This window comes from Lelliottia sp. JS-SCA-14, from assembly GCF_035593345.1.
GTDB classification, from domain to species: Bacteria; Pseudomonadota; Gammaproteobacteria; order Enterobacterales; family Enterobacteriaceae; genus Enterobacter; species Enterobacter wanjuensis.
The window spans coordinates 4,699,739-4,719,244 of record NZ_CP141606.1 but is presented as its reverse complement, the minus strand read 5'-3'; the positions used below and the strand labels follow the sequence as shown (position 1 = coordinate 4,719,244).

The 19,506-nt window shown below is 55.9% G+C and carries 16 protein-coding genes and 4 tRNA genes; 16 read left to right on the top strand and 4 right to left on the bottom strand.

Annotation, left to right across the window (positions count from 1 at the left end; all coding sequences use genetic code 11):
* The first annotated feature begins 68 nt into the window (after window positions 1-68).
* The 16 genes from rho (at window position 69) to U9O48_RS21980 (ending at window position 14,543) form a co-directional block, all read left to right on the top strand.
* On the top strand, window positions 69-1,328 hold the full coding sequence (rho, locus tag U9O48_RS22055; protein WP_061706582.1) for a transcription termination factor Rho: 1,260 nt from the start codon (window positions 69-71) through the stop codon (window positions 1,326-1,328).
* Window positions 1,329-1,568: 240 nt separating this feature from the next.
* Window positions 1,569-2,672 (top strand): UDP-N-acetylglucosamine--undecaprenyl-phosphate N-acetylglucosaminephosphotransferase, encoded by a 1,104-nt coding sequence (gene wecA, locus U9O48_RS22050; RefSeq protein WP_282493895.1) that lies wholly within the window; start codon window positions 1,569-1,571, stop codon window positions 2,670-2,672.
* A gap of 13 nt (window positions 2,673-2,685) precedes the next feature.
* The gene (wzzE, locus tag U9O48_RS22045; RefSeq protein ID WP_282493896.1) at window positions 2,686-3,732 is read left to right on the top strand and encodes an ECA polysaccharide chain length modulation protein; all 1,047 of its coding nucleotides are present in this window, start codon (window positions 2,686-2,688) and stop codon (window positions 3,730-3,732) included.
* A 56-nt stretch (window positions 3,733-3,788) separates the two neighbouring features.
* A complete protein-coding gene (gene wecB, locus U9O48_RS22040; RefSeq protein ID WP_282493897.1) occupies window positions 3,789-4,919 on the top strand; it encodes a non-hydrolyzing UDP-N-acetylglucosamine 2-epimerase in 1,131 nt (376 codons plus the stop codon).
* The gene (wecC, locus tag U9O48_RS22035; RefSeq protein ID WP_324723210.1) at window positions 4,916-6,178 is read left to right on the top strand and encodes a UDP-N-acetyl-D-mannosamine dehydrogenase; all 1,263 of its coding nucleotides are present in this window, start codon (window positions 4,916-4,918) and stop codon (window positions 6,176-6,178) included. Before wecB ends, wecC begins: the two co-directional genes overlap by 4 nt.
* A complete protein-coding gene (gene rffC, locus U9O48_RS22030) occupies window positions 6,175-6,852 on the top strand; it encodes a dTDP-4-amino-4,6-dideoxy-D-galactose acyltransferase (protein ID WP_324723209.1) in 678 nt (225 codons plus the stop codon). The genes wecC and rffC overlap by 4 nt, the downstream gene beginning before the upstream one ends.
* 4 nt (window positions 6,853-6,856) lie before the next feature.
* Window positions 6,857-7,987, top strand: a complete 1,131-nt coding sequence (gene rffA / locus U9O48_RS22025; protein ID WP_282493902.1) for a dTDP-4-amino-4,6-dideoxygalactose transaminase — start codon at window positions 6,857-6,859, stop codon at window positions 7,985-7,987.
* Between the two features lies 1 nt (window position 7,988).
* Window positions 7,989-9,239 (top strand): lipid III flippase WzxE, encoded by a 1,251-nt coding sequence (gene wzxE / locus U9O48_RS22020; RefSeq protein ID WP_324723208.1) that lies wholly within the window; start codon window positions 7,989-7,991, stop codon window positions 9,237-9,239.
* Window positions 9,236-10,315, top strand: a complete 1,080-nt coding sequence (locus U9O48_RS22015) for a TDP-N-acetylfucosamine:lipid II N-acetylfucosaminyltransferase (protein ID WP_324723207.1) — start codon at window positions 9,236-9,238, stop codon at window positions 10,313-10,315. Before wzxE ends, U9O48_RS22015 begins: the two co-directional genes overlap by 4 nt.
* Window positions 10,312-11,661, top strand: a complete 1,350-nt coding sequence (gene wzyE / locus U9O48_RS22010) for an ECA oligosaccharide polymerase (RefSeq protein ID WP_285148780.1) — start codon at window positions 10,312-10,314, stop codon at window positions 11,659-11,661. The genes U9O48_RS22015 and wzyE overlap by 4 nt, the downstream gene beginning before the upstream one ends.
* Before the next feature lie 12 nt (window positions 11,662-11,673).
* The gene (gene wecG / locus U9O48_RS22005; RefSeq protein WP_282493906.1) at window positions 11,674-12,414 is read left to right on the top strand and encodes a lipopolysaccharide N-acetylmannosaminouronosyltransferase; all 741 of its coding nucleotides are present in this window, start codon (window positions 11,674-11,676) and stop codon (window positions 12,412-12,414) included.
* A 194-nt stretch (window positions 12,415-12,608) separates the two neighbouring features.
* On the top strand, window positions 12,609-13,991 hold the full coding sequence (gene thrP / locus U9O48_RS22000) for a bifunctional threonine/serine APC transporter ThrP (protein WP_282493907.1): 1,383 nt from the start codon (window positions 12,609-12,611) through the stop codon (window positions 13,989-13,991).
* Between the two features lie 105 nt (window positions 13,992-14,096).
* Window positions 14,097-14,173, top strand: a tRNA-Arg gene (locus tag U9O48_RS21995).
* Between the two features lie 65 nt (window positions 14,174-14,238).
* Window positions 14,239-14,314, top strand: a tRNA-His gene (locus U9O48_RS21990).
* A gap of 22 nt (window positions 14,315-14,336) precedes the next feature.
* Window positions 14,337-14,423, top strand: a tRNA-Leu gene (locus U9O48_RS21985).
* Between the two features lie 43 nt (window positions 14,424-14,466).
* Window positions 14,467-14,543: transfer RNA gene (locus U9O48_RS21980), tRNA-Pro, on the top strand.
* A gap of 569 nt (window positions 14,544-15,112) precedes the next feature.
* Here the strand turns inward: U9O48_RS21980 and hemY are convergent.
* Genes hemY through hemC form a run of 4 tightly spaced genes read right to left on the bottom strand, consistent with a single transcriptional unit; the run spans window position 15,113 to window position 19,196 of the window.
* Entirely contained in the window at window positions 15,113-16,306 is a 1,194-nt protein-coding gene (gene hemY, locus U9O48_RS21975; protein ID WP_282493908.1) for a protoheme IX biogenesis protein HemY, read from the bottom strand.
* A gap of 2 nt (window positions 16,307-16,308) precedes the next feature.
* On the bottom strand, window positions 16,309-17,496 hold the full coding sequence (hemX, locus tag U9O48_RS21970) for a uroporphyrinogen-III C-methyltransferase (RefSeq protein ID WP_282493909.1): 1,188 nt from the start codon (window positions 17,494-17,496) through the stop codon (window positions 16,309-16,311).
* A 21-nt stretch (window positions 17,497-17,517) separates the two neighbouring features.
* Window positions 17,518-18,258, bottom strand: a complete 741-nt coding sequence (gene hemD / locus U9O48_RS21965; protein WP_282493910.1) for a uroporphyrinogen-III synthase — start codon at window positions 18,256-18,258, stop codon at window positions 17,518-17,520.
* The gene (gene hemC, locus U9O48_RS21960) at window positions 18,255-19,196 is read right to left on the bottom strand and encodes a hydroxymethylbilane synthase (RefSeq protein ID WP_324723206.1); all 942 of its coding nucleotides are present in this window, start codon (window positions 19,194-19,196) and stop codon (window positions 18,255-18,257) included. The genes hemD and hemC overlap by 4 nt, the downstream gene beginning before the upstream one ends.
* Window positions 19,197-19,506 lie beyond the last annotated feature (310 nt).

The window sequence follows — 19,506 nt, the reverse complement described above, 5'->3', positions numbered from 1 at the left end:
ATGACCCTGCCATACCATTCACAACATTAAGTTCGAGTATCACCCCGAGTTTAAGAACCCACACCATTATGAATCTTACCGAATTAAAGAATACGCCGGTTTCTGAGCTGATCACTCTCGGCGAAAATATGGGGCTGGAAAACCAGGCTCGTATGCGCAAGCAGGACATTATTTTTGCCATCCTGAAGCAGCACGCAAAGAGTGGCGAAGATATCTTTGGCGACGGTGTCCTGGAGATATTGCAAGACGGATTTGGTTTCCTCCGTTCTGCAGACAGCTCCTACCTCGCCGGTCCTGATGACATCTACGTTTCCCCTAGCCAAATCCGCCGTTTCAACCTCCGCACAGGTGATACCATTTCAGGTAAGATTCGTCCTCCGAAAGAGGGTGAACGCTACTTTGCGCTGTTGAAAGTTAACGAAGTTAACTACGATAAACCTGAAAACTCGCGCAACAAGATCCTGTTCGAAAACTTAACGCCGCTGCACGCGAACTCGCGTCTGCGCATGGAGCGTGGTAACGGTTCTACCGAAGACCTCACCGCTCGCGTTCTGGATCTGGCTTCTCCGATTGGTCGTGGCCAGCGTGGTCTGATTGTGGCACCGCCGAAAGCGGGTAAAACCATGCTGCTGCAGAACATCGCACAGAGCATTGCTTACAACCACCCAGACTGCGTACTGATGGTTCTGCTGATCGATGAGCGTCCAGAGGAAGTGACCGAGATGCAGCGTCTGGTTAAAGGTGAAGTGGTTGCTTCTACCTTTGATGAGCCAGCCTCTCGCCACGTTCAGGTTGCTGAAATGGTTATCGAGAAAGCGAAGCGTCTGGTTGAACACAAGAAAGACGTTATCATCCTGCTCGACTCCATCACTCGTCTGGCGCGTGCGTACAACACCGTCGTTCCGGCTTCCGGTAAAGTGCTGACCGGTGGTGTGGATGCGAACGCCCTGCATCGTCCAAAACGTTTCTTCGGTGCTGCACGTAACGTCGAAGAGGGCGGAAGCCTGACCATCATCGCAACAGCGCTGATCGATACCGGCTCCAAAATGGACGAAGTGATTTACGAAGAGTTTAAAGGTACAGGTAACATGGAACTGCACCTCTCTCGTAAAATTGCAGAGAAGCGCGTCTTCCCGGCAATCGACTACAACCGTTCCGGTACCCGTAAAGAAGAGCTGCTCACCACCCAGGAAGAGCTGCAGAAAATGTGGATCCTGCGCAAAATCATTCACCCAATGGGCGAAATCGACGCAATGGAATTCCTCATCAATAAGCTGGCTATGACTAAGACAAACGACGAATTCTTCGACATGATGAAACGCTCGTAATACAAATAAACCCAGCTAACGCCACGTTTTTACGTGGCGTTTTCTTTTTTTGGACTATACGCTATAACCGCAGACTCCCATTTTTGACCGACCAGTGCGACAATTAGAATGTTTGTAACGTCAAAAAGTAATTGATTGAAAAACATACAAAGGGAGTTGTAAGAGGCTGGCTTTATTCCTTCGGGAGCTATGGCTTCGTAGTTATACTTCCAGGATTAACATTTGTTGAGAGCATGAATTGTGAATCTACTCACTGCGGTTACTGAGCTAATCAGTATTTTTTTATTCACAACCTGTTTTTTGTTCATTGCGCGTAAGGTGGCAAAAAGAGTCGGGTTAGTGGATAAACCCAATTATCGTAAACGCCATCAGGGCCTGATCCCGCTGGTTGGGGGAATCTCCGTTTACGCGGGCATTTGCTTTACCTTTGGAATCGCAGATTATTATATCCCTCACGCTGCACTCTATCTGGCCTGTGCGGGTGTTCTGGTGCTGGTGGGCGCGCTCGATGACCGCTTCGATATCAGCGTAAAATTCCGTGCTTCGGTTCAGGCCGCGATCGGCATCATCATGATGGTGGTCGGTAAGCTCTATCTGAGCAGCCTCGGTTATATCTTTGGCACCTGGGAGATGGTTCTCGGTCCGTTCGGTTTCTTCCTGACGCTGTTTGCTGTTTGGGCTGCCATCAACGCCTTCAACATGGTTGATGGGATTGACGGTCTGCTGGGTGGCCTGTCGTCTGTCTCCTTCGCCGCTATCGGTATCATTTTATGGTTTGATGGTCAGTACAGCCTGTCAATGTGGTGTTTCGCCATGATTGCGGCCATCCTGCCTTATATCCTGCTTAACCTCGGTGTGCTGGGGCGTCGCTATAAAGTCTTTATGGGCGATGCAGGCAGTACGCTGATTGGTTTCACGGTCATCTGGATCCTGCTGGAAACGACTCAGGGCAAAACGCACCCTATCAGCCCGGTCACCGCGCTGTGGATCATCGCTATTCCGCTGATGGACATGGTGGCAATCATGTATCGTCGTCTGCGCAAGGGTATGAGTCCTTTCTCACCGGACCGCCAGCATATTCATCACCTGATCATGCGCGCAGGTTTTACTTCACGTCAGGCATTTGTGCTGATCACCCTCGCCGCCGCGCTGCTGGCTGGCATTGGGGTAGCCGCAGAATATGCGCACTTTATTCCTGAATGGGTAATGTTGGTATTATTCTTGCTAGCATTCTTCATGTACGGCTATTGCATTAAACGCGCATGGAAAGTCGCGCGCTTCATTAAACGTGTAAAACGCCGGATGCGTAGAAACAGTGGTAAAAATCCAACATTAACTAAGTAAAAACGGGACTGTGATGACTCAACCGTTGGCGGGAACGAAATCAGTGGTAACTGAGAACGAGCTGGATATTCGTGGTTTGTTTCGTGTTTTATGGGCGGGCAAGCTGTGGATTGCAGGAATCGCACTGGGGTTCGCGCTGCTGGCGCTGGCGTACACCTTTTTTGCGAAACAAGAGTGGAGCGCAACCGCGATCACCGATCGACCAACGGTAAACATGTTGGGCGGTTTCTATTCGCAGCAGCAGTTCCTGCGTAACCTCGACATCAAAGCCAATCTGGCCTCTTCGGACCAGCCCTCTGTAATGGATGAATCCTACAAAGAGTTCATCATGCAGCTGGCGTCCTGGGATACTCGCCGCGACTTCTGGTCCCAGACGGACTACTACAAACAACGCATGGTCGGTAACAGTAAAGCCGATGCCGCCCTGCTGGATGACCTGATCAACAACATCCAGTTCACGCCAGGCGATGTGCTGCGCAACATCAACGACAACGTTAAGCTGATTGCTGAAACCGCGCCGGACGCGAACAATCTGCTTCGCCAGTATGTCGCCTTCGCCAGCCAGCGTGCTGCGAGCCATCTAAATGATGAGCTGAAAGGCGCATGGGCCGCGCGCACCATTCAAATGAAGGCGCAGGTTAAACGTCAGGAAGAGGTGGCAAAAGCCATTTTCTCCCGCCGCGTCCATAATATTGAACAGGCGCTGAAAATCGCCGAGCAGCGCAATATCTCCCGCAGCGAAACGGACGTACCGGCCGACGAGCTGCCGGATTCCGAAATGTTCCTGCTGGGCCGCCCGATGCTGCAGGCGCGTCTTGAAAACCTGCAGGCCGTCGGGCCAGATTTCGATCTCGACTACGACCAGAACCGCGCCATGCTTAACACCCTGAATGTGGGTCCAACACTGGATCCGCGTTTTCAGACCTATCGTTATTTGCGAACGCCTGAAGAACCTGTAAAACGCGATAGTCCGCGTCGCGCATTCCTGATGATTATGTGGGGGATTGTGGGCGCACTGACGGGCGCAGGCGTGGCGTTAACACGTCGTCGCACAAATTAAGAACGCCGTCTACGATGAAGGCTCCGGCCTTCATCACCTAATCGAAGAGAATCGATGTGAAAGTACTTACCGTATTTGGCACAAGGCCGGAAGCCATCAAGATGGCGCCGCTGGTCCATGCGCTGGCAAATGATCCCTGGTTTGAGGCGAAAGTTTGCGTCACCGCGCAGCATCGGGAGATGCTTGATCAGGTTTTAAATCTCTTTTCCATTGTTCCGGATTACGATCTTAATATTATGAAACCGGGACAGGGATTGACCGAAATTACCTGTCGCATTCTGGAAGGGTTAAAACCTATTCTGGAATCTTTTAAACCAGACGTGGTTCTGGTTCACGGCGATACCACCACCACTATCGCTACCAGTCTGGCCGCGTTCTATCAGCGCATTCCGGTCGGGCACGTTGAAGCCGGTTTACGCACTGGCGACCTCTATTCCCCATGGCCTGAAGAGGCCAACCGCACGCTCACCGGCCATCTGGCGATGTATCACTTCGCGCCAACCGAAAACTCCCGGCAGAACCTGCTGCGCGAAAACATTCGCGACGACAAAATTTTCGTCACCGGCAACACGGTGATTGATGCCCTGATTTGGGTGCGCGATCGCGTGATGGCGAGCGACGACCTGCGGGAAGAACTGGCGGTGCGCTATCCGTTCCTTACCGCGGGCAAAAAGATGATTCTGGTGACGGGCCACCGCCGCGAGAGCTTTGGCCGCGGGTTTGAGCAAATTTGCCATGCGCTGGCGGAAATCGCCGCGCAAAACCCGGACGTGCAGATCGTCTATCCGGTCCACCTCAACCCCAACGTCAGCGAGCCGGTCAATCGTATTCTGGGTCATATCGAGAACGTGATCCTGATTGAGCCGCAGGACTACCTGCCGTTCGTCTGGCTGATGAACCACGCCTGGCTGATCCTGACGGATTCCGGCGGTATTCAGGAAGAGGCCCCTTCACTGGGTAAACCGGTGCTGGTGATGCGCGAAACCACCGAGCGCCCGGAGGCGATCAAAGCCGGAACGGTGCGCCTGGTGGGAACCGACACCAAACATCTGGTGGCAGAGGTCACACGCCTGCTGCACGATGAAAAAGAGTACCAGGCGATGAGCCACGCCCATAACCCTTATGGCGACGGGCAGGCCTGCAGCCGTATTTTGCATGCACTTAAACATAATCGGGTAACGCTATGAGTTTTTCTACCATCTCTGTCATTGGTCTTGGCTACATTGGACTGCCGACTGCGGCCGCCTTTGCTTCACGTCAAAAGCAGGTTATCGGGGTGGATATCAACCAGCATGCGGTAGATACCATTAACCGTGGTGAAATTCATATCGTGGAGCCGGATCTCGACAAAGTGGTCAAAACCGCCGTCGAAGGCGGTTTCCTGAAAGCCAGCACTAAGCCTGTCGAGGCGGATGCCTATCTGATTGCCGTGCCAACGCCGTTTAAAGGCGAGCATGAGCCGGATATGGTGTATGTCGAAGCGGCGGCCAAATCCATCGCGCCGGTGCTGAAGAAAGGCGCACTGGTAATTCTGGAGTCGACCTCTCCTGTCGGGGCGACCGAGCAGATGGCGCAGTGGCTGGCCGAAGCCCGCCCTGATTTGACCTTCCCGCAGCAGGCGGGCGAGCAGGCTGATATCAATATCGCCTATTGCCCGGAGCGCGTTCTGCCGGGCCAGGTGATGGTTGAGCTGATTAAAAACGACCGCGTGATTGGCGGCATGACGCCCATCTGTTCTGCGCGCGCCAGCGAACTCTACAACATCTTCCTCGAAGGCGAGTGTGTGGTCACTAACTCACGCACGGCGGAAATGTGCAAGCTGACCGAAAACAGCTTCCGCGACGTGAACATCGCTTTCGCCAACGAACTGTCGCTGATTTGCGCCGACCAGGGGATTAACGTCTGGGAACTGATCCGCCTGGCGAACCGCCATCCGCGCGTCAACATTCTCCAGCCAGGCCCAGGCGTCGGCGGGCACTGCATCGCCGTAGACCCATGGTTCATCGTGGCGCAAAACCCCGATCAGGCGCGCCTTATCCGTACTGCCCGCGAAGTAAACGATGGCAAACCGCACTGGGTGATGAACCAGGTGAAAGCCACGGTGGCGGATTGCCTCGCCGAAAGCGGCAAGCGCGCCAGCGAAGTCAAAATTGCCTGCTTTGGTCTGGCGTTTAAACCGAACATCGACGATTTGCGCGAAAGCCCGGCGATGGGCATCGCCGAGATGATTGCCACCTGGCACACGGGCGAAACGCTGGTCGTTGAGCCGAACATTCATACCCTGCCGAAGAAACTGGCGGGGCATTGCCAGCTCGCCACGCTCGATGACGCTCTGAAAACGGCCGATGTGCTGGTCCTGCTGGTGGATCACAAAGAGTTCAAAGCCATCAGCGGCGACGCGGTGCAGCAGAAGTTTATCGTTGATACCAAAGGGGTGTGGCGTTGAGTGAGTTGCCCGGCGTACTGGAACCGCTCACCTGGGAGACCGATTTTTTTGGTCTCTCCTCGGCGGTGGTGCGCTTTCGCGACGATGCTCCGGCACTGACGACGGCGGATTTCACGCCGTGGCAGCGCGTACAGGCCAAAATCCCGGCGGGACGTGCCGACTGGCTGGATGACCTGCAAAAGCTGGGATTTCAGCTGGTGGAAGGTGAAGTCGATCTGACCATCACCGTCACGCAGCACGCCCCGACAGAAGCTGAAGTAGCAACGGAGCGGGATATCCCCGCGCTGCGCCAGATGGCGGCGCTGGCCTTTGCCCAGAGCCGCTTTCGTGCGCCCTGGTATGCGCCCGACGCCAGCGGTCGGTTTTACGCGCAGTGGATTGAAAACGCCGTTAAAGGCACCTTCGACCATGAGTGCCTGGTTTTCCGCGCCAGCAGCGGCGAGATTGAGGCATTTGTCTCTCTGCGTCTGCTGAGTGAGAGCGAAGCGCGTATCGGCCTGCTCGCCGGTCGCGGGATGGGTGACAAACTGATGCAGGCGGCGCTTCACTGGGCCGCGCAGCGTCAGGTATCAACATTGCGGGTGGCGACCCAACTGGGTAACACCGCCGCGCTTAAACGTTACATTGCAAGCGGTGGCAACATTGACGCGACCGCTTACTGGCTATACAGGTGACAAGATGATTCCATTTAACGCGCCTCCCGTTGTGGGCACTGAACTTGATTACATGCAGTCTGCCATGGGCAGCGGCAAACTCTGCGGCGACGGCGGGTTTACCCGTCGCTGTCAGCAGTGGATGGAGCAGCGTTTTCACAGCGCCAAAGTGCTGCTGACGCCGTCCTGCACGGCGTCCCTCGAGATGGCCGCGCTGCTGCTGGACATCAAGCCGGGTGACGAAGTCATCATGCCGAGCTACACCTTTGTTTCGACGGCGAACGCGTTCGTTCTGCGTGGCGCGAAAATTATCTTTGTTGATGTCCGACCGGACACAATGAACATCGACGAAACCCTGATTGAAGCGGCGATCACCGACAAAACGCGGGCGATTGTGCCGGTTCACTACGCGGGTGTGGCGTGTGAGATGGACACCATCATGGCCATCGCCAAAAAGCACAACCTGTTCGTGGTGGAAGATGCCGCGCAGGGCGTGATGTCCACCTACAAAGGCCGCGCGCTGGGCACGATCGGCCACATCGGCTGCTTTAGCTTCCACGAAACCAAAAACTACACCGCGGGCGGTGAAGGTGGCGCGACGCTGATCAACGACCGTGCGCTGGTGGAACGCGCCGAAGTGATCCGCGAGAAAGGCACCAACCGCAGCCAGTTCTTCCGCGGGCAGGTCGATAAATACACCTGGCGCGATATCGGCTCCAGCTATCTGATGGCCGATCTGCAGGCCGCTTATCTCTGGGCGCAGCTTGAAGCTGCCGAGCGCATCAACCAGCAGCGTTTGTCCCTGTGGCAGACCTATTACGATGCCTTCGCGCCGCTGGCGCAGCAAGGGCGCATCGAGCTGCCGACCATTCCGGCAGACTGTGTCCACAACGCGCACATGTTTTACATCAAACTGCGCGACAACGATGACCGCAGCAACCTGATCGCCTACCTGAAAGAGGCGGAGATCATGGCGGTATTCCATTACATCCCGCTGCACTCCAGCCCGGCGGGTGAAGCCTTCGGTCAGTTTGTCGGTGAAGATCGCTACACCACCAAAGAAAGTGAGCGTTTGCTTCGTCTGCCGCTGTTCTACAACCTCGCGCCGGTCAATCAGCGCACGGTAATTAATACCCTTCTGAGCTACTTCCGCTGATATGTCTCTGGCGAAAGCATCGGTGTGGACCGCCGCGTCCACACTTGTCAAGATTGGCGCAGGGCTGCTGGTGGTTAAACTGCTGGCGGTCTCCTTTGGCCCGTCCGGTGTCGGACAGGCAGGTAACTTCCGCCAGCTTGTGACCGTGCTCGGCGTTCTCGCCGGGGCCGGAATCTTCAACGGTGTCACCAAATACGTGGCGCAGCATCACGATGATGCGGCGGCGCTGCGCAGGGTGGTCGGGACGTCCTCGGCGATGGTCTTGGGTTTTTCCACGCTGCTGGCCATCGTCTTTTTACTGGCGGCCGCGCCTATAAGCCAGGGGCTGTTTGGCAATACTCATTACCAGGGGCTGGTGCGTGCGGTCGCGCTGGTGCAGATGGGGATCGCCTGGGCTAACCTGCTGTTAGCGCTGATGAAAGGCTTCCGCGACGCCGCCGGAAACGCACTGGCGCTGATTCTGGGCAGCCTTATCGGCGTCGTCGCCTATTACGTCTGCTATCGTCTCGGCGGCTATGAAGGCGCGCTGCTTGGCCTGGCGCTGGTTCCGGCGCTGGTGGTTATTCCTGCCGCGTTTATGCTGATGCGCAGACGCACCATTCCGCTGAGCTATCTCAAACCGCAGTGGGACAAAATGCTGGCCGGGCAGTTGGGGAAATTCACCCTGATGGCGCTGATCACCTCCGTCACGCTTCCCGTGGCCTATGTGATGATGCGAAACCTGCTGGCGGCGCATTACAGCTGGGATGAAGTAGGGATCTGGCAAGGGGTGAGCAGTATTTCTGACGCTTATCTCCAGTTCATCACCGCCTCGTTTAGCGTCTACCTGCTGCCGACGCTGTCGCGCCTGACCTCTCGTGAAGACATCACCCGCGAAATCGGCCGCTCCCTGCGCTTTGTGCTGCCTGCCGTGGCCGCCGCGAGTCTGACCGTCTGGCTGCTGCGTGACGTCGCTATCTGGCTGCTGTTCTCCGCGAAATTTACCGCGATGCGCGACCTGTTCGCCTGGCAGCTGGTGGGTGATGTACTGAAAGTGGGTGCTTACGTTTTCGGCTATCTGGTGATTGCCAAAGCTTCTCTGCGACTCTATATCCTGGCGGAGATCAGCCAGTTCACGCTGCTGACCGCGTTCTCTCACTGGCTGATCCCAACGCATGGCGCGCTGGGCGCAGCTCAGGCATACATGGCCACTTACATTGTCTATTTCGCTGCCTGTTGCGGCGTATTTTTACTTTGGCGTAGACGCGCATGACTGCACTGATTCACGTGTTGGGTTCGGATATTCCGCATCACAACCGCACAGTATTACAGTTTTTTAATGACTCGCTGGCGACTGGCAGCGCCGACGCGCGCGAGTTTATGGTTGCAGGCCAGGATAATGGGCTGAGTGCCGCCTGTCCTGCGCTGTCGATAAGCTTCTGGCCGGACAAATCCGCGCTGGCAAACGCGGTGATCGCCAAAGCCAAAGCAAATCGCGAGCAGCGTTTCTTCTTCCACGGCCAGTTTAATACCGGCCTGTGGCTGGCGCTGCTGAAAGGCGGCATCAAGCCCGCGCAGTTTAACTGGCATATCTGGGGCGCGGATCTGTATGAAGTCTCCCGCGGCTGGAAATTCCGCCTGTTCTATCCTCTGCGCCGGATGGCTCAGGGCCGCGTTGGCTGCGTGTTTGCGACGCGGGGTGACCTGAACTATTTTGCGAAGCAGCACCCCAACGTGCGCGGCGAATTACTCTATTTCCCGACCCGCATGGACCCGGCGCTGAACAATATGGCGAACGAGGCGCAGCGGGAAGGCAAACTGACCATTCTGGTGGGTAACTCCGGCGATCGCAGCAATGAACACATCGCGGCGCTGAAGGCCGTCCATCAACAGTTTGGCGATACGGTGAACGTGATCGTGCCGATGGGCTATCCTGCAAATAATGACGCGTACATTTCAGAGGTGCGTCAAAGTGGACTGGCGCTGTTTAGCCCGGAGAATCTGCAGATCCTCAGCGATAAGCTGGAGTTTGATGATTACCTGGCTCTGCTGCGAAAATGCGATCTTGGGTACTTCATTTTTGCCCGTCAGCAGGGGATTGGCACGCTGTGTCTGCTGATTCAGGCCGGAGTGCCGTGTGTGCTTAACCGTGAGAATCCGTTCTGGCAGGATATGGCCGAGCAGCACATTCCGGTGCTGTTCACCACGGACGAACTGAATGACGACGTGGTGCGTGAAGCACAGCGCCAGCTGGCGTTGGTGGATAAAAATGCCATCGACTTTTTCAGCCCGAATTTCCTCACGCCCTGGCATCAGGCGCTGCGGATTGCTGCAGGAGAGAAGGCATGAGCCAGTTGCAATTTAGCGGCCTGTTGGTGATCTGGCTTCTGGCCTCGCTGTTTATCGCCACGCTCACCTGGTTTGAGTTCCGCCGCGTGCGCTTTAACTTCAACGTCTTCTTCTCGCTGCTGTTCCTGCTGACCTTCTTCTTCGGCTTCCCGCTGACCAGCATTCTGGTCTTCCGCTTTGACGTCAGCGTCGCGCCGCCGGAAATTCTGATGCAGGCGCTGCTGTCCGCCACCTGTTTCTATGCCGTGTATTACGTCACCTACAAAACGCGCTTACGCCCGGCGAACCACGCGCCGCGCCGCCCGCTGTTCACCATGAACCGGGTGGAAACGCATCTGACCTGGGTGATGCTGATGATTATCGCCCTGGTCAGCGTCGGCATTTTCTTCATGCATAACGGCTTTTTGCTGTTCAAGCTGCATTCGTACAGCCAGATATTTTCCGCCGAAGTCTCCGGCGTGGCACTTAAGCGTTTCTTCTATTTCTTCATCCCGGCAATGCTGGTCATCTACTTCCTGCGCCAGGACAGCAAAGCCTGGCTGTTCTTCCTGGTAAGCACGGTGGCGTTTGGTCTGCTGACCTACATGATCGTGGGCGGGACGCGCGCCAACATCATCATTGCCTTCGCGATTTTTCTGTTCATCGGCATCATCCGCGGCTGGATCTCGCTATGGATGCTGGTGGCCGCAGGGGTGTTTGGCATCGTCGGCATGTTCTGGCTGGCGCTCAAACGCTACGGTATGGATGTGAGCGGTGACGAAGCGTTTTACACCTTCCTGTACCTCACCCGCGACACCTTCTCGCCGTGGGAAAACCTGGCGCTGCTCCTGCAAAACTACGACAAAATCGACTTCCAGGGGCTGGCTCCCATCGTGCGTGATTTCTACGTCTTTATCCCGACATGGCTATGGCCAGACCGGCCAGGCGTGGTGCTCAACACGGCGAACTACTTCACCTGGGAAGTGCTGAATAACCACTCCGGCCTTGCGATCTCTCCGACGCTGATTGGTTCGCTGGTGGTGATGGGCGGCGTATGGTTTATCCTGCCGGGCGCCGTGGCTGTAGGGCTTATCATCAAATGGTTCGACTGGCTGTATGTGCGCGGGAACGAAGAGACCAACCGCTACAAGGCGGCGATTTTGCACAGTTTCTGTTTTGGTGCCATTTTCAATATGATCGTGCTGGCGCGTGAGGGGCTGGATTCATTTGTCTCGCGCGTGGTCTTTTTCATGGTGGTCTTCGGTCTCTGCCTGCTACTGGCGAAACTGCTGTACTGGCTGTTTGACAGCGCGGGCCTGATTCACCGTCGCCTGACGCGCACAACCCGAACACTTTCCCAGGTCTGAGTAAGGATAATCATGACTGACAATACCTCTGCGCCAGTGTATACCCTGCGCGGACTGAAACTGATTGGCTGGCGCGATATGCAGCACGCGCTGGATTATCTCTGCGCTGATGGGCAGATCAAATCCGGTACGCTGGTGGCGATTAACGCCGAAAAAATGCTGGCCGTTGAAGATAACGCCGAAGTGAAAAGCCTGATTGAAGCCGCCGAGTTTAAATACGCCGACGGTATCAGCGTCGTCCGTTCGATCCGCAAGAAGTTCCCGCAGGCGCAGGTTTCGCGCGTCGCCGGGGCCGATCTTTGGGAAGAGCTGATGGCGCGGGCAGGGCAGGACGGCACACCGGTATTCCTGATTGGCGGCAAACCCGATGTGCTGGCGCAGACGGAGCAAAAGCTCCGCGCGCAGTGGAATGTTAACATCGTGGGCAGTCAGGACGGCTACTTCAAACCGGAAGACAGGCAGGCGCTGTTTGAGCGCATCCGCGACAGCGGGGCGAAAATCGTGACCGTGGCGATGGGCTCACCGCGCCAGGAAATCCTGATGCGCGACTGCCGTCTGGTTTGCCCGAATGCGCTGTATATGGGCGTTGGCGGCACCTACGACGTCTTTACTGGCCATGTGAAGCGTGCGCCAAAAGTGTGGCAGAACTTAGGCCTGGAATGGTTGTATCGACTCCTGTCCCAGCCGAGCCGCATCAAACGACAGATCAAACTCCTGCGCTACCTCGCCTGGCACTACACCGGCAAAATGTAATCAAAATGTAGCGCGATGTGCTATTCGCGCTGCAACCCACCTGCAAAACTGCTGCGTTTCTGTGCAATACGTTCATTTTTTTAATGCTTCGTTTGCCATTTGGCAGGATTTAAGAAACCATTCCTCCCCGTATTTCAGTACCCAAAAATAATAACCGGCAAAAGCCGGGCAACAGCAAACACAACCGAGGATTTATGGCAGAGAAAAAACCTGAGCTTCAGCGTGGGCTGGAAGCTCGTCACATAGAATTGATAGCGCTGGGCGGCACTATCGGCGTTGGCCTGTTTATGGGCTCCGCCAGCACGCTCAAATGGGCTGGCCCGTCTGTACTGTTGGCGTATATCGTCGCCGGGCTGTTCGTCTTCTTCATCATGCGCTCAATGGGCGAAATGCTGTTCCTTGAGCCGGTCGCCGGTTCATTCGCCGTTTACGCGCACAAATACATGAGCCCGTTCTTTGGCTATCTCACGGCCTGGTCGTACTGGTTTATGTGGATGGCGGTGGGGATATCGGAGATCACCGCGATTGGGGTCTACGTCCAGTTCTGGTTCCCAGAAATGGCGCAGTGGATACCCGCGCTCATCGCCGTGGGGCTGGTGGCGCTCGCGAACCTGGCGGCCGTACGACTGTACGGGGAAATTGAGTTCTGGTTTGCGATGATCAAAGTCACCACCATTATCGTGATGATTGTGGTTGGCCTTGGCGTGATCTTCTTCGGCTTCGGCAACGGCGGGCAGTCGATTGGCTTTGGCAACCTGACCGAGCACGGCGGCTTCTTTGCCGGCGGCTGGAAGGGCTTCCTGACGGCGCTCTGTATCGTGGTGGCGTCCTATCAGGGCGTGGAGCTGATCGGCATCACTGCCGGTGAAGCGAAAAACCCGCAGGTCACCCTGCGTAGCGCGGTGGGCAAAGTCCTGTGGCGCATCCTGATTTTCTATGTGGGTGCGATTTTCGTTATCGTCACCATCTTCCCGTGGAACCAGATTGGCACCACCGGCAGCCCGTTCGTGCTGACCTTCGCCAAAATTGGGATTACCGCGGCGGCAGGGATTATCAACTTCGTGGTGCTGACGGCGGCGCTGTCGGGCTGTAACAGCGGGATGTACAGCTGTGGTCGTATGCTTTACGCGCTGGCGAAAAACCGTCAGCTTCCGGCGGCAATGGGTAAAGTCTCACGCGCTGGCGTGCCTGTGGCGGGTGTGACGGTCTCTATCGTCATTCTGCTTATTGGATCCTGCCTGAACTACATTATCCCGAATCCGCAGCGTGTGTTCGTTTACGTCTACAGCGCCAGCGTGCTGCCGGGCATGGTGCCGTGGTTTGTGATTCTGATAAGCCAGCTGCGCTTCCGTCAGGCGCACAAAGAGGCGATTGCCAGCCACCCGTTCCGCTCCATTTTGTTCCCATGGGCGAACTATGCGACGATGGCGTTCCTGATTTGCGTGCTGATCGGGATGTACTTCAATGAAGACACCCGCATGTCGCTGTTTGTCGGGATTATCTTTATGGCCGCCGTGTCGATTGGCTACAAGCTTTTTGGCCTCAGCCGCCATGCTGAAATCCAGAAAGTGGAGTAATAAGCGACAAAATGCACAAAGCGTAACCAAACGCGCATTTTTTTCGAAAAAGCACTAGACAGCAGACCGAGACCTCCGTAATATCCAGCCCCGCAACGGCGCTAAGCGCCCGTAGCTCAGCTGGATAGAGCGCTGCCCTCCGGAGGCAGAGGTCTCAGGTTCGAATCCTGTCGGGCGCGCCAATTAAGTAGTCTGGCGTTCGAGCTGCGGTGGTAGTAGTACATACCGCGTGAAAGAATAAGTAGTGGTGGCTATAGCTCAGTTGGTAGAGCCCTGGATTGTGATTCCAGTTGTCGTGGGTTCGAATCCCATTAGCCACCCCATTATTTGATAAGTTGTGACATTGCGACGGTGGCGGAATTGGTAGACGCGCTAGCTTCAGGTGTTAGTGTCTTAACGGACGTGGGGGTTCAAGTCCCCCCCCTCGCACCACGACTTACAGAATTGAACTAAAAATTCAAAAAAAGCAGTACATCGGCGAGTAGCGCAGCTTGGTAGCGCAACTGGTTTGGGACCAGTGGGTCGGAGGTTCGAATCCTCTCTCGCCGACCAATTTTGAACCCCGCTTCGGCGGGGTTTTTTGTTTTCTGCGGTTTATGCCTCTGTTGTCATTTCCCGACAACGCCATCCCTCTTTGTCGCGATTCAGAGACAGCTAATTCACTGTTTTATATCACTATTTTTCTTTATTGGTATTTGTGTCGCTCTCAGGAGACACTTGCACCAGTTTTGACGCTTTTTCTGCTGCCCTGAGTACCTCATCAAAAGAAAAATTCCTTTTTTCTTATCATGTTGCGAAATGTAAAACTTCTTTCTGTAACCCTGGCACGTTACGTGCAATAATATACGTGTAGATGCTCATTCCATCTCTTATGTTCGCCTTAGTGCCTCATAAACTCAGGAATGACGCAGAGCCATTTAAGGTGCTTATCGTCCACAGACAGATGTCGCTTCGGCCTCATCAAACACCATGGACATAACGTTGAGTGAAGCACCACATATGTTGTCAAACAGACCTGCTTAACGCCTGCTTTTATAGCAGGCGTTTTTTTATGGGCGATTCCCGGAATAGCGGCCATAAAAAAGGAGGCCCAGAGGCCTCCTGATGCGCGGTGCTTGAGTTTACTGACCGTTATTCTGCAAGGTTAACAGCAGGCCGTCGCGACGCATTGCTGCGGCTTCTTCCGGCTTGTGCTGCTTGTCCAGCGTGTCAGCCAGCCAGGCGTAATCAAACGCGTCCGGGCGCTGTTTCAGCGCTGCGCGGAAGGCGAGGCTCGCCTCCTGCCATTCGCCGTGCTTCATCAGCGACTGGCCCAGCGTGCTCCACAGCAGCGGGCGGTCGCCCACGGTTTTGATCTGCTGGCGCAGCATTTTTTCCATCTGCTCAGGATTGTTGGTCCGAAGACGTGGGATCACCATCACCAGACGGTCATCATACTGACGTTTCAGGCCATCAAGGATGATCTCCTGCGCCGTGTCATGATCGTCACATTCGATGAGATGCTCTGCCATCGCCACCTGCAGGGGAACCTGCTGACGCGTTTTGCGACTCTGATTTTTCCACCAGGTTTTCAGACCGTCGCTGCCCAGATCGGCTCGCGCCTGATCCATCAGACCAATCCACGCCTGACGCTGCAGCGCATCGCGATGTTCGTCATCGCCCACGTCGGCTTTCGCCATCGACGGAATGATATCCAGCAGTGAACCCCATGCGCCGGTGCGGATATAAGCCTGCTCGGCCAGACGCAGCACTTCCGGATGACGCGGGGTGATCTCCAGCAGACGGTCAACGCCATGACGCGCAGCGTGATTCTCGTTACGCGCCAGCTGAATGCGCACGCGGGTAATTTCTACCGGGATCTGATCGTTCGATGACAGCTCCGACGCGCGCTCAAGATGCTGATTCGCGCGCGCTTCATCCCCACGTTGCTGAGCGGCTTCGGCGGCTAACAGATAGTTCACCACCGGCTGCTCGGCGTGATCGGCATTTTTCGACATCAGCTTTTCAACCTGCTGATAATCGCCTTCCGCGAGTTTGAGCAGCGCCTGTTCGGTCTGTTTGCGCGCGCGACGGCGTTTGCGTCCGACGAACCAGCCGCGGGTATGCGCCCCGGTACGGAAGATGCGGCGCAGGATCCATTCGATCGCAAACAGCACCACCATGGTCAGGATCAAGATGATCACCAGACCCGTGACGCTGGTTTCGATGTTGTAGTTATCGGTCTGGATCAGGACATAGCCCTGGTGACCTGCAATCAGAGGTCCAAGGACGATCCCGGCGATCAGCAATAAGAAGAGTAATAAGACTTTTAACATGATCACTCTCCTTGAGGTGCGCTTTCAGGGGCTGGCGCAGGGGCTGCTGCATCCGGTTGTGCGGCCACGCCTGGCTGAGCCAGCAGATTGCGCACGCGGGTTTGCATCAGTTTCTCCAGAATCGGCTGGCTTTCCAGTTTGTCCGGGACGTTCATGGTGATGTTTTGCTGACTGAGCTTATCGACATCGTCCAGGAACGCAGTGGTGGTGGCGTCGCTGGTGTCGTAGTAAGCACGCACCCACGTCGAAACATTATCCAGCGCCTGTTTGTAGGTCTCTTCCTGATGACGCGGTACGGCCTGCGCGGCGACTAGCAGACGGGAGCGAATATTCTCGCGCAGATAGACGTCCTGATTCGGCGCTAACAGCGGAACGGCAGTTTCATCGCGGCGGCGGACGGTGATAAAGCTGTCCATGAAGTTCTGCCAGCTTTTCTGCAGGTTGATGCGCCACTCGCTCAGGGAGCTCGACAGCTCGGTGCCGTCGGAATCCATCGGGGAGTCGTCGTCGTTGTTATCCGCGAGACGCAGGTTATCAATCGAGTTCGCCAGCTGATTAACTTTGAGGATAATGCCGTCGTAATCCACCTGCGAAACCGCGCCGAGGCTGGCGATGTCTTCGGTAATCGCGCGACGGGCGACGATCAGGCTTGGGTCGTTCATATCGGCCAGGCTGGCGTCGGCGCTTTTCAGCAGCGCGGCGGCAGTGGTGACATCCTGATCGCTCCACAGCTTACGTCCGGCCAGTTTGACCAGGAAATCGGCCTGAGAGAGCAGCCAGGTTTTGGCATCGGTCCCGGAAATGGTCGCCACTTTCTGCTGCACTTCGCCGAGCTGTTTGGTCAGCTCTTCCTGACGGGAATGGGCTTCGGCAAGCTGCGTAGATTGCTGCTTGATCACGCCTTCCAGCTCGGTTTTCTGCGTCTCCTGCGCTTTTTGCAGGGCAGTAATTTGATTCACCAGCGCATCGCTGGTCATCGTCTGGTTAGTGGCCTGCTTTTTCACCAGACCGTACAAGCCGACACCGGCCGCCAGCGCAATGGCGATAGCGATCGCGCTCAGCGCGAGGCTGGTTTTATTGCTGCCGTTTTTTTTCTCAACAATCTGTTCAGTCTTCTCTGGCTGCGGCGGGGTGGCCACAGTCTCCCTGGTCTCTTCAACCACGGCGGAGGATTTTTCTTGTTCCGTCATTATGGCTTCCCATTATGAGAGTTATTGTAATGCGCGCAGCAGCGCATCGTTGTCGGCGTTATCAGCGATCCGAATATCTTGCCAGCCCAGTTCCCGGGCGAGGTTCGCCAGACGCTCGCTGACGACCAGAAGTCGACAGCGGAGTAACCAGTTTTCACGATACCATTGCGGAATCAGCGACCAGAGCTGCTGGAGCATTTCGCCGCTGGTGATGACCACCGTATCCACGCCGCGCGTGTGCCAGCGCATCGCTTCCTCTGCACCGTCATAATATTTGGCACAGCGTTGGTAGCATTCGCAGAAGGTCACGTCAGCCCCACGGGCGCTTAAGGTTTCACCCAGTAATTCACGACCACCGTTCCCGCGAAGGATCAGCGCGCGCTTGCCCGCAACAGTTTGTAATTCAGGTAATTGTAGCAAGATTTCGCTGATTTCCCGATCTAACGGGTATTGAACGTCAATTCCGCTGACCGCATGCAGGGCCAGGGCGGTGGTGCGTCCAATGGCGAAATAGCGTGGCGCAGTCGGCCAGCTTTGCTTCTCTTGCTGCAGTTGGGCGTGAGCAAATTCCACGGCGTGTTGCGATAAGGCGAAAACCAAATCGCCTTCCTTCAGGGCATAAAGATGGTCGGCGAGCGCAGAGAGCTGCCGACCCGGGGAGAACTCAATCAGCGGAAAACTCCATGCCACCTGCCCCAGTGCGCGCAGACGGCTCACTAACTGCTCTCCTGCGGGAGAAGGGCGGGTGACGAGAATACTCATGCTGGTGGCTCTCCATTGTAGACGTCTGCCAGGATCTCACGTGCGCCGTTATTCAGCAGCTCTTCGGCCAGAGAAATGCCGAGCGCTTCGGCGTCTGCTGCCGGGCCGCGGCGTTCACCGCGCACCATCTGTGAACCGTCCGGCGCGCCAACCAGCGCACGCAGCCACAGTTCACCGTCGGTTAATTCAGCATAGCTGCCAATCGGCACCTGACAGCCGCCTTCCAGACGGGTATTCATCGCACGCTCTGCCTGAACGCGAATCGCGGTCTCGTCGTGATTGAGCGGGGCAAGCAGGCTGCGGGTGCGATCATCATCAAGACGACACTCAATTCCTACCGCGCCCTGGCCGACAGCCGGAAGTGAAAGCTCAGGCGGAAGGGCGACACGCACACGAGATTCCAGCCCCAGACGCTTCAGGCCCGCAACCGCCAGAATAATGGCGTCGTAATCGCCGTTATCCAGTTTGCCGAGACGCGTCCCGACGTTACCGCGCAGGGAGCGAATCACCAGATCCGGGCGGCGTTCAGCCAGCTGACACTGGCGGCGTAAACTTGACGTGCCAACCACGCTCCCGAGAGGTAAATCATCGAAGGAGGCGTAGTGGTTGGAGACGAACGCATCGCGCGGATCTTCGCGCTCGCAAATCGTCACCAGGCCCAATCCCTCAGGGAATTCGACCGGAACATCTTTCATGGAATGGACGGCGATATCGGCGCGGTTCTCAAGCAATGCAACTTCCAGCTCTTTGACAAACAAGCCTTTTCCGCCCACTTTCGCGAGAGGGGTATCAAGGATCACATCGCCGCGCGTCACCATCGGAACCAGTTCGACACGCAGCCCGGAATGGCAGGCTTCGAGGCGCTGCTTAACATATTGTGCCTGCCAGAGCGCAAGGGGGCTTTGGCGTGTGGCAATTCTCAAAACATTGTCTAACATGCTTGTTACCGTCATTATCAATCGCTGACCATCCTAACATTGTTGACTCTGGGATGTCAGTTTTACGGTCGATGAAGGGGTGAGGGACAAGGCGGTGCGCAGGACACCCGCTGCCGTATTAAGGAATTTACACGTACAGAACGGTGCTACACTTGTATGTAGCGCATCTTTCTTTACGGTCAATCGGCAAGGTGTTAAATTGATCACGTTTTAGACCATTTTTTCGTCGCTACCACCATAAAGTGAGAGACGAAAAAGGGTAACGGTTCTTTTTTGAAATACTGCGGGCTCGTAATCATTCGCTCTTTTG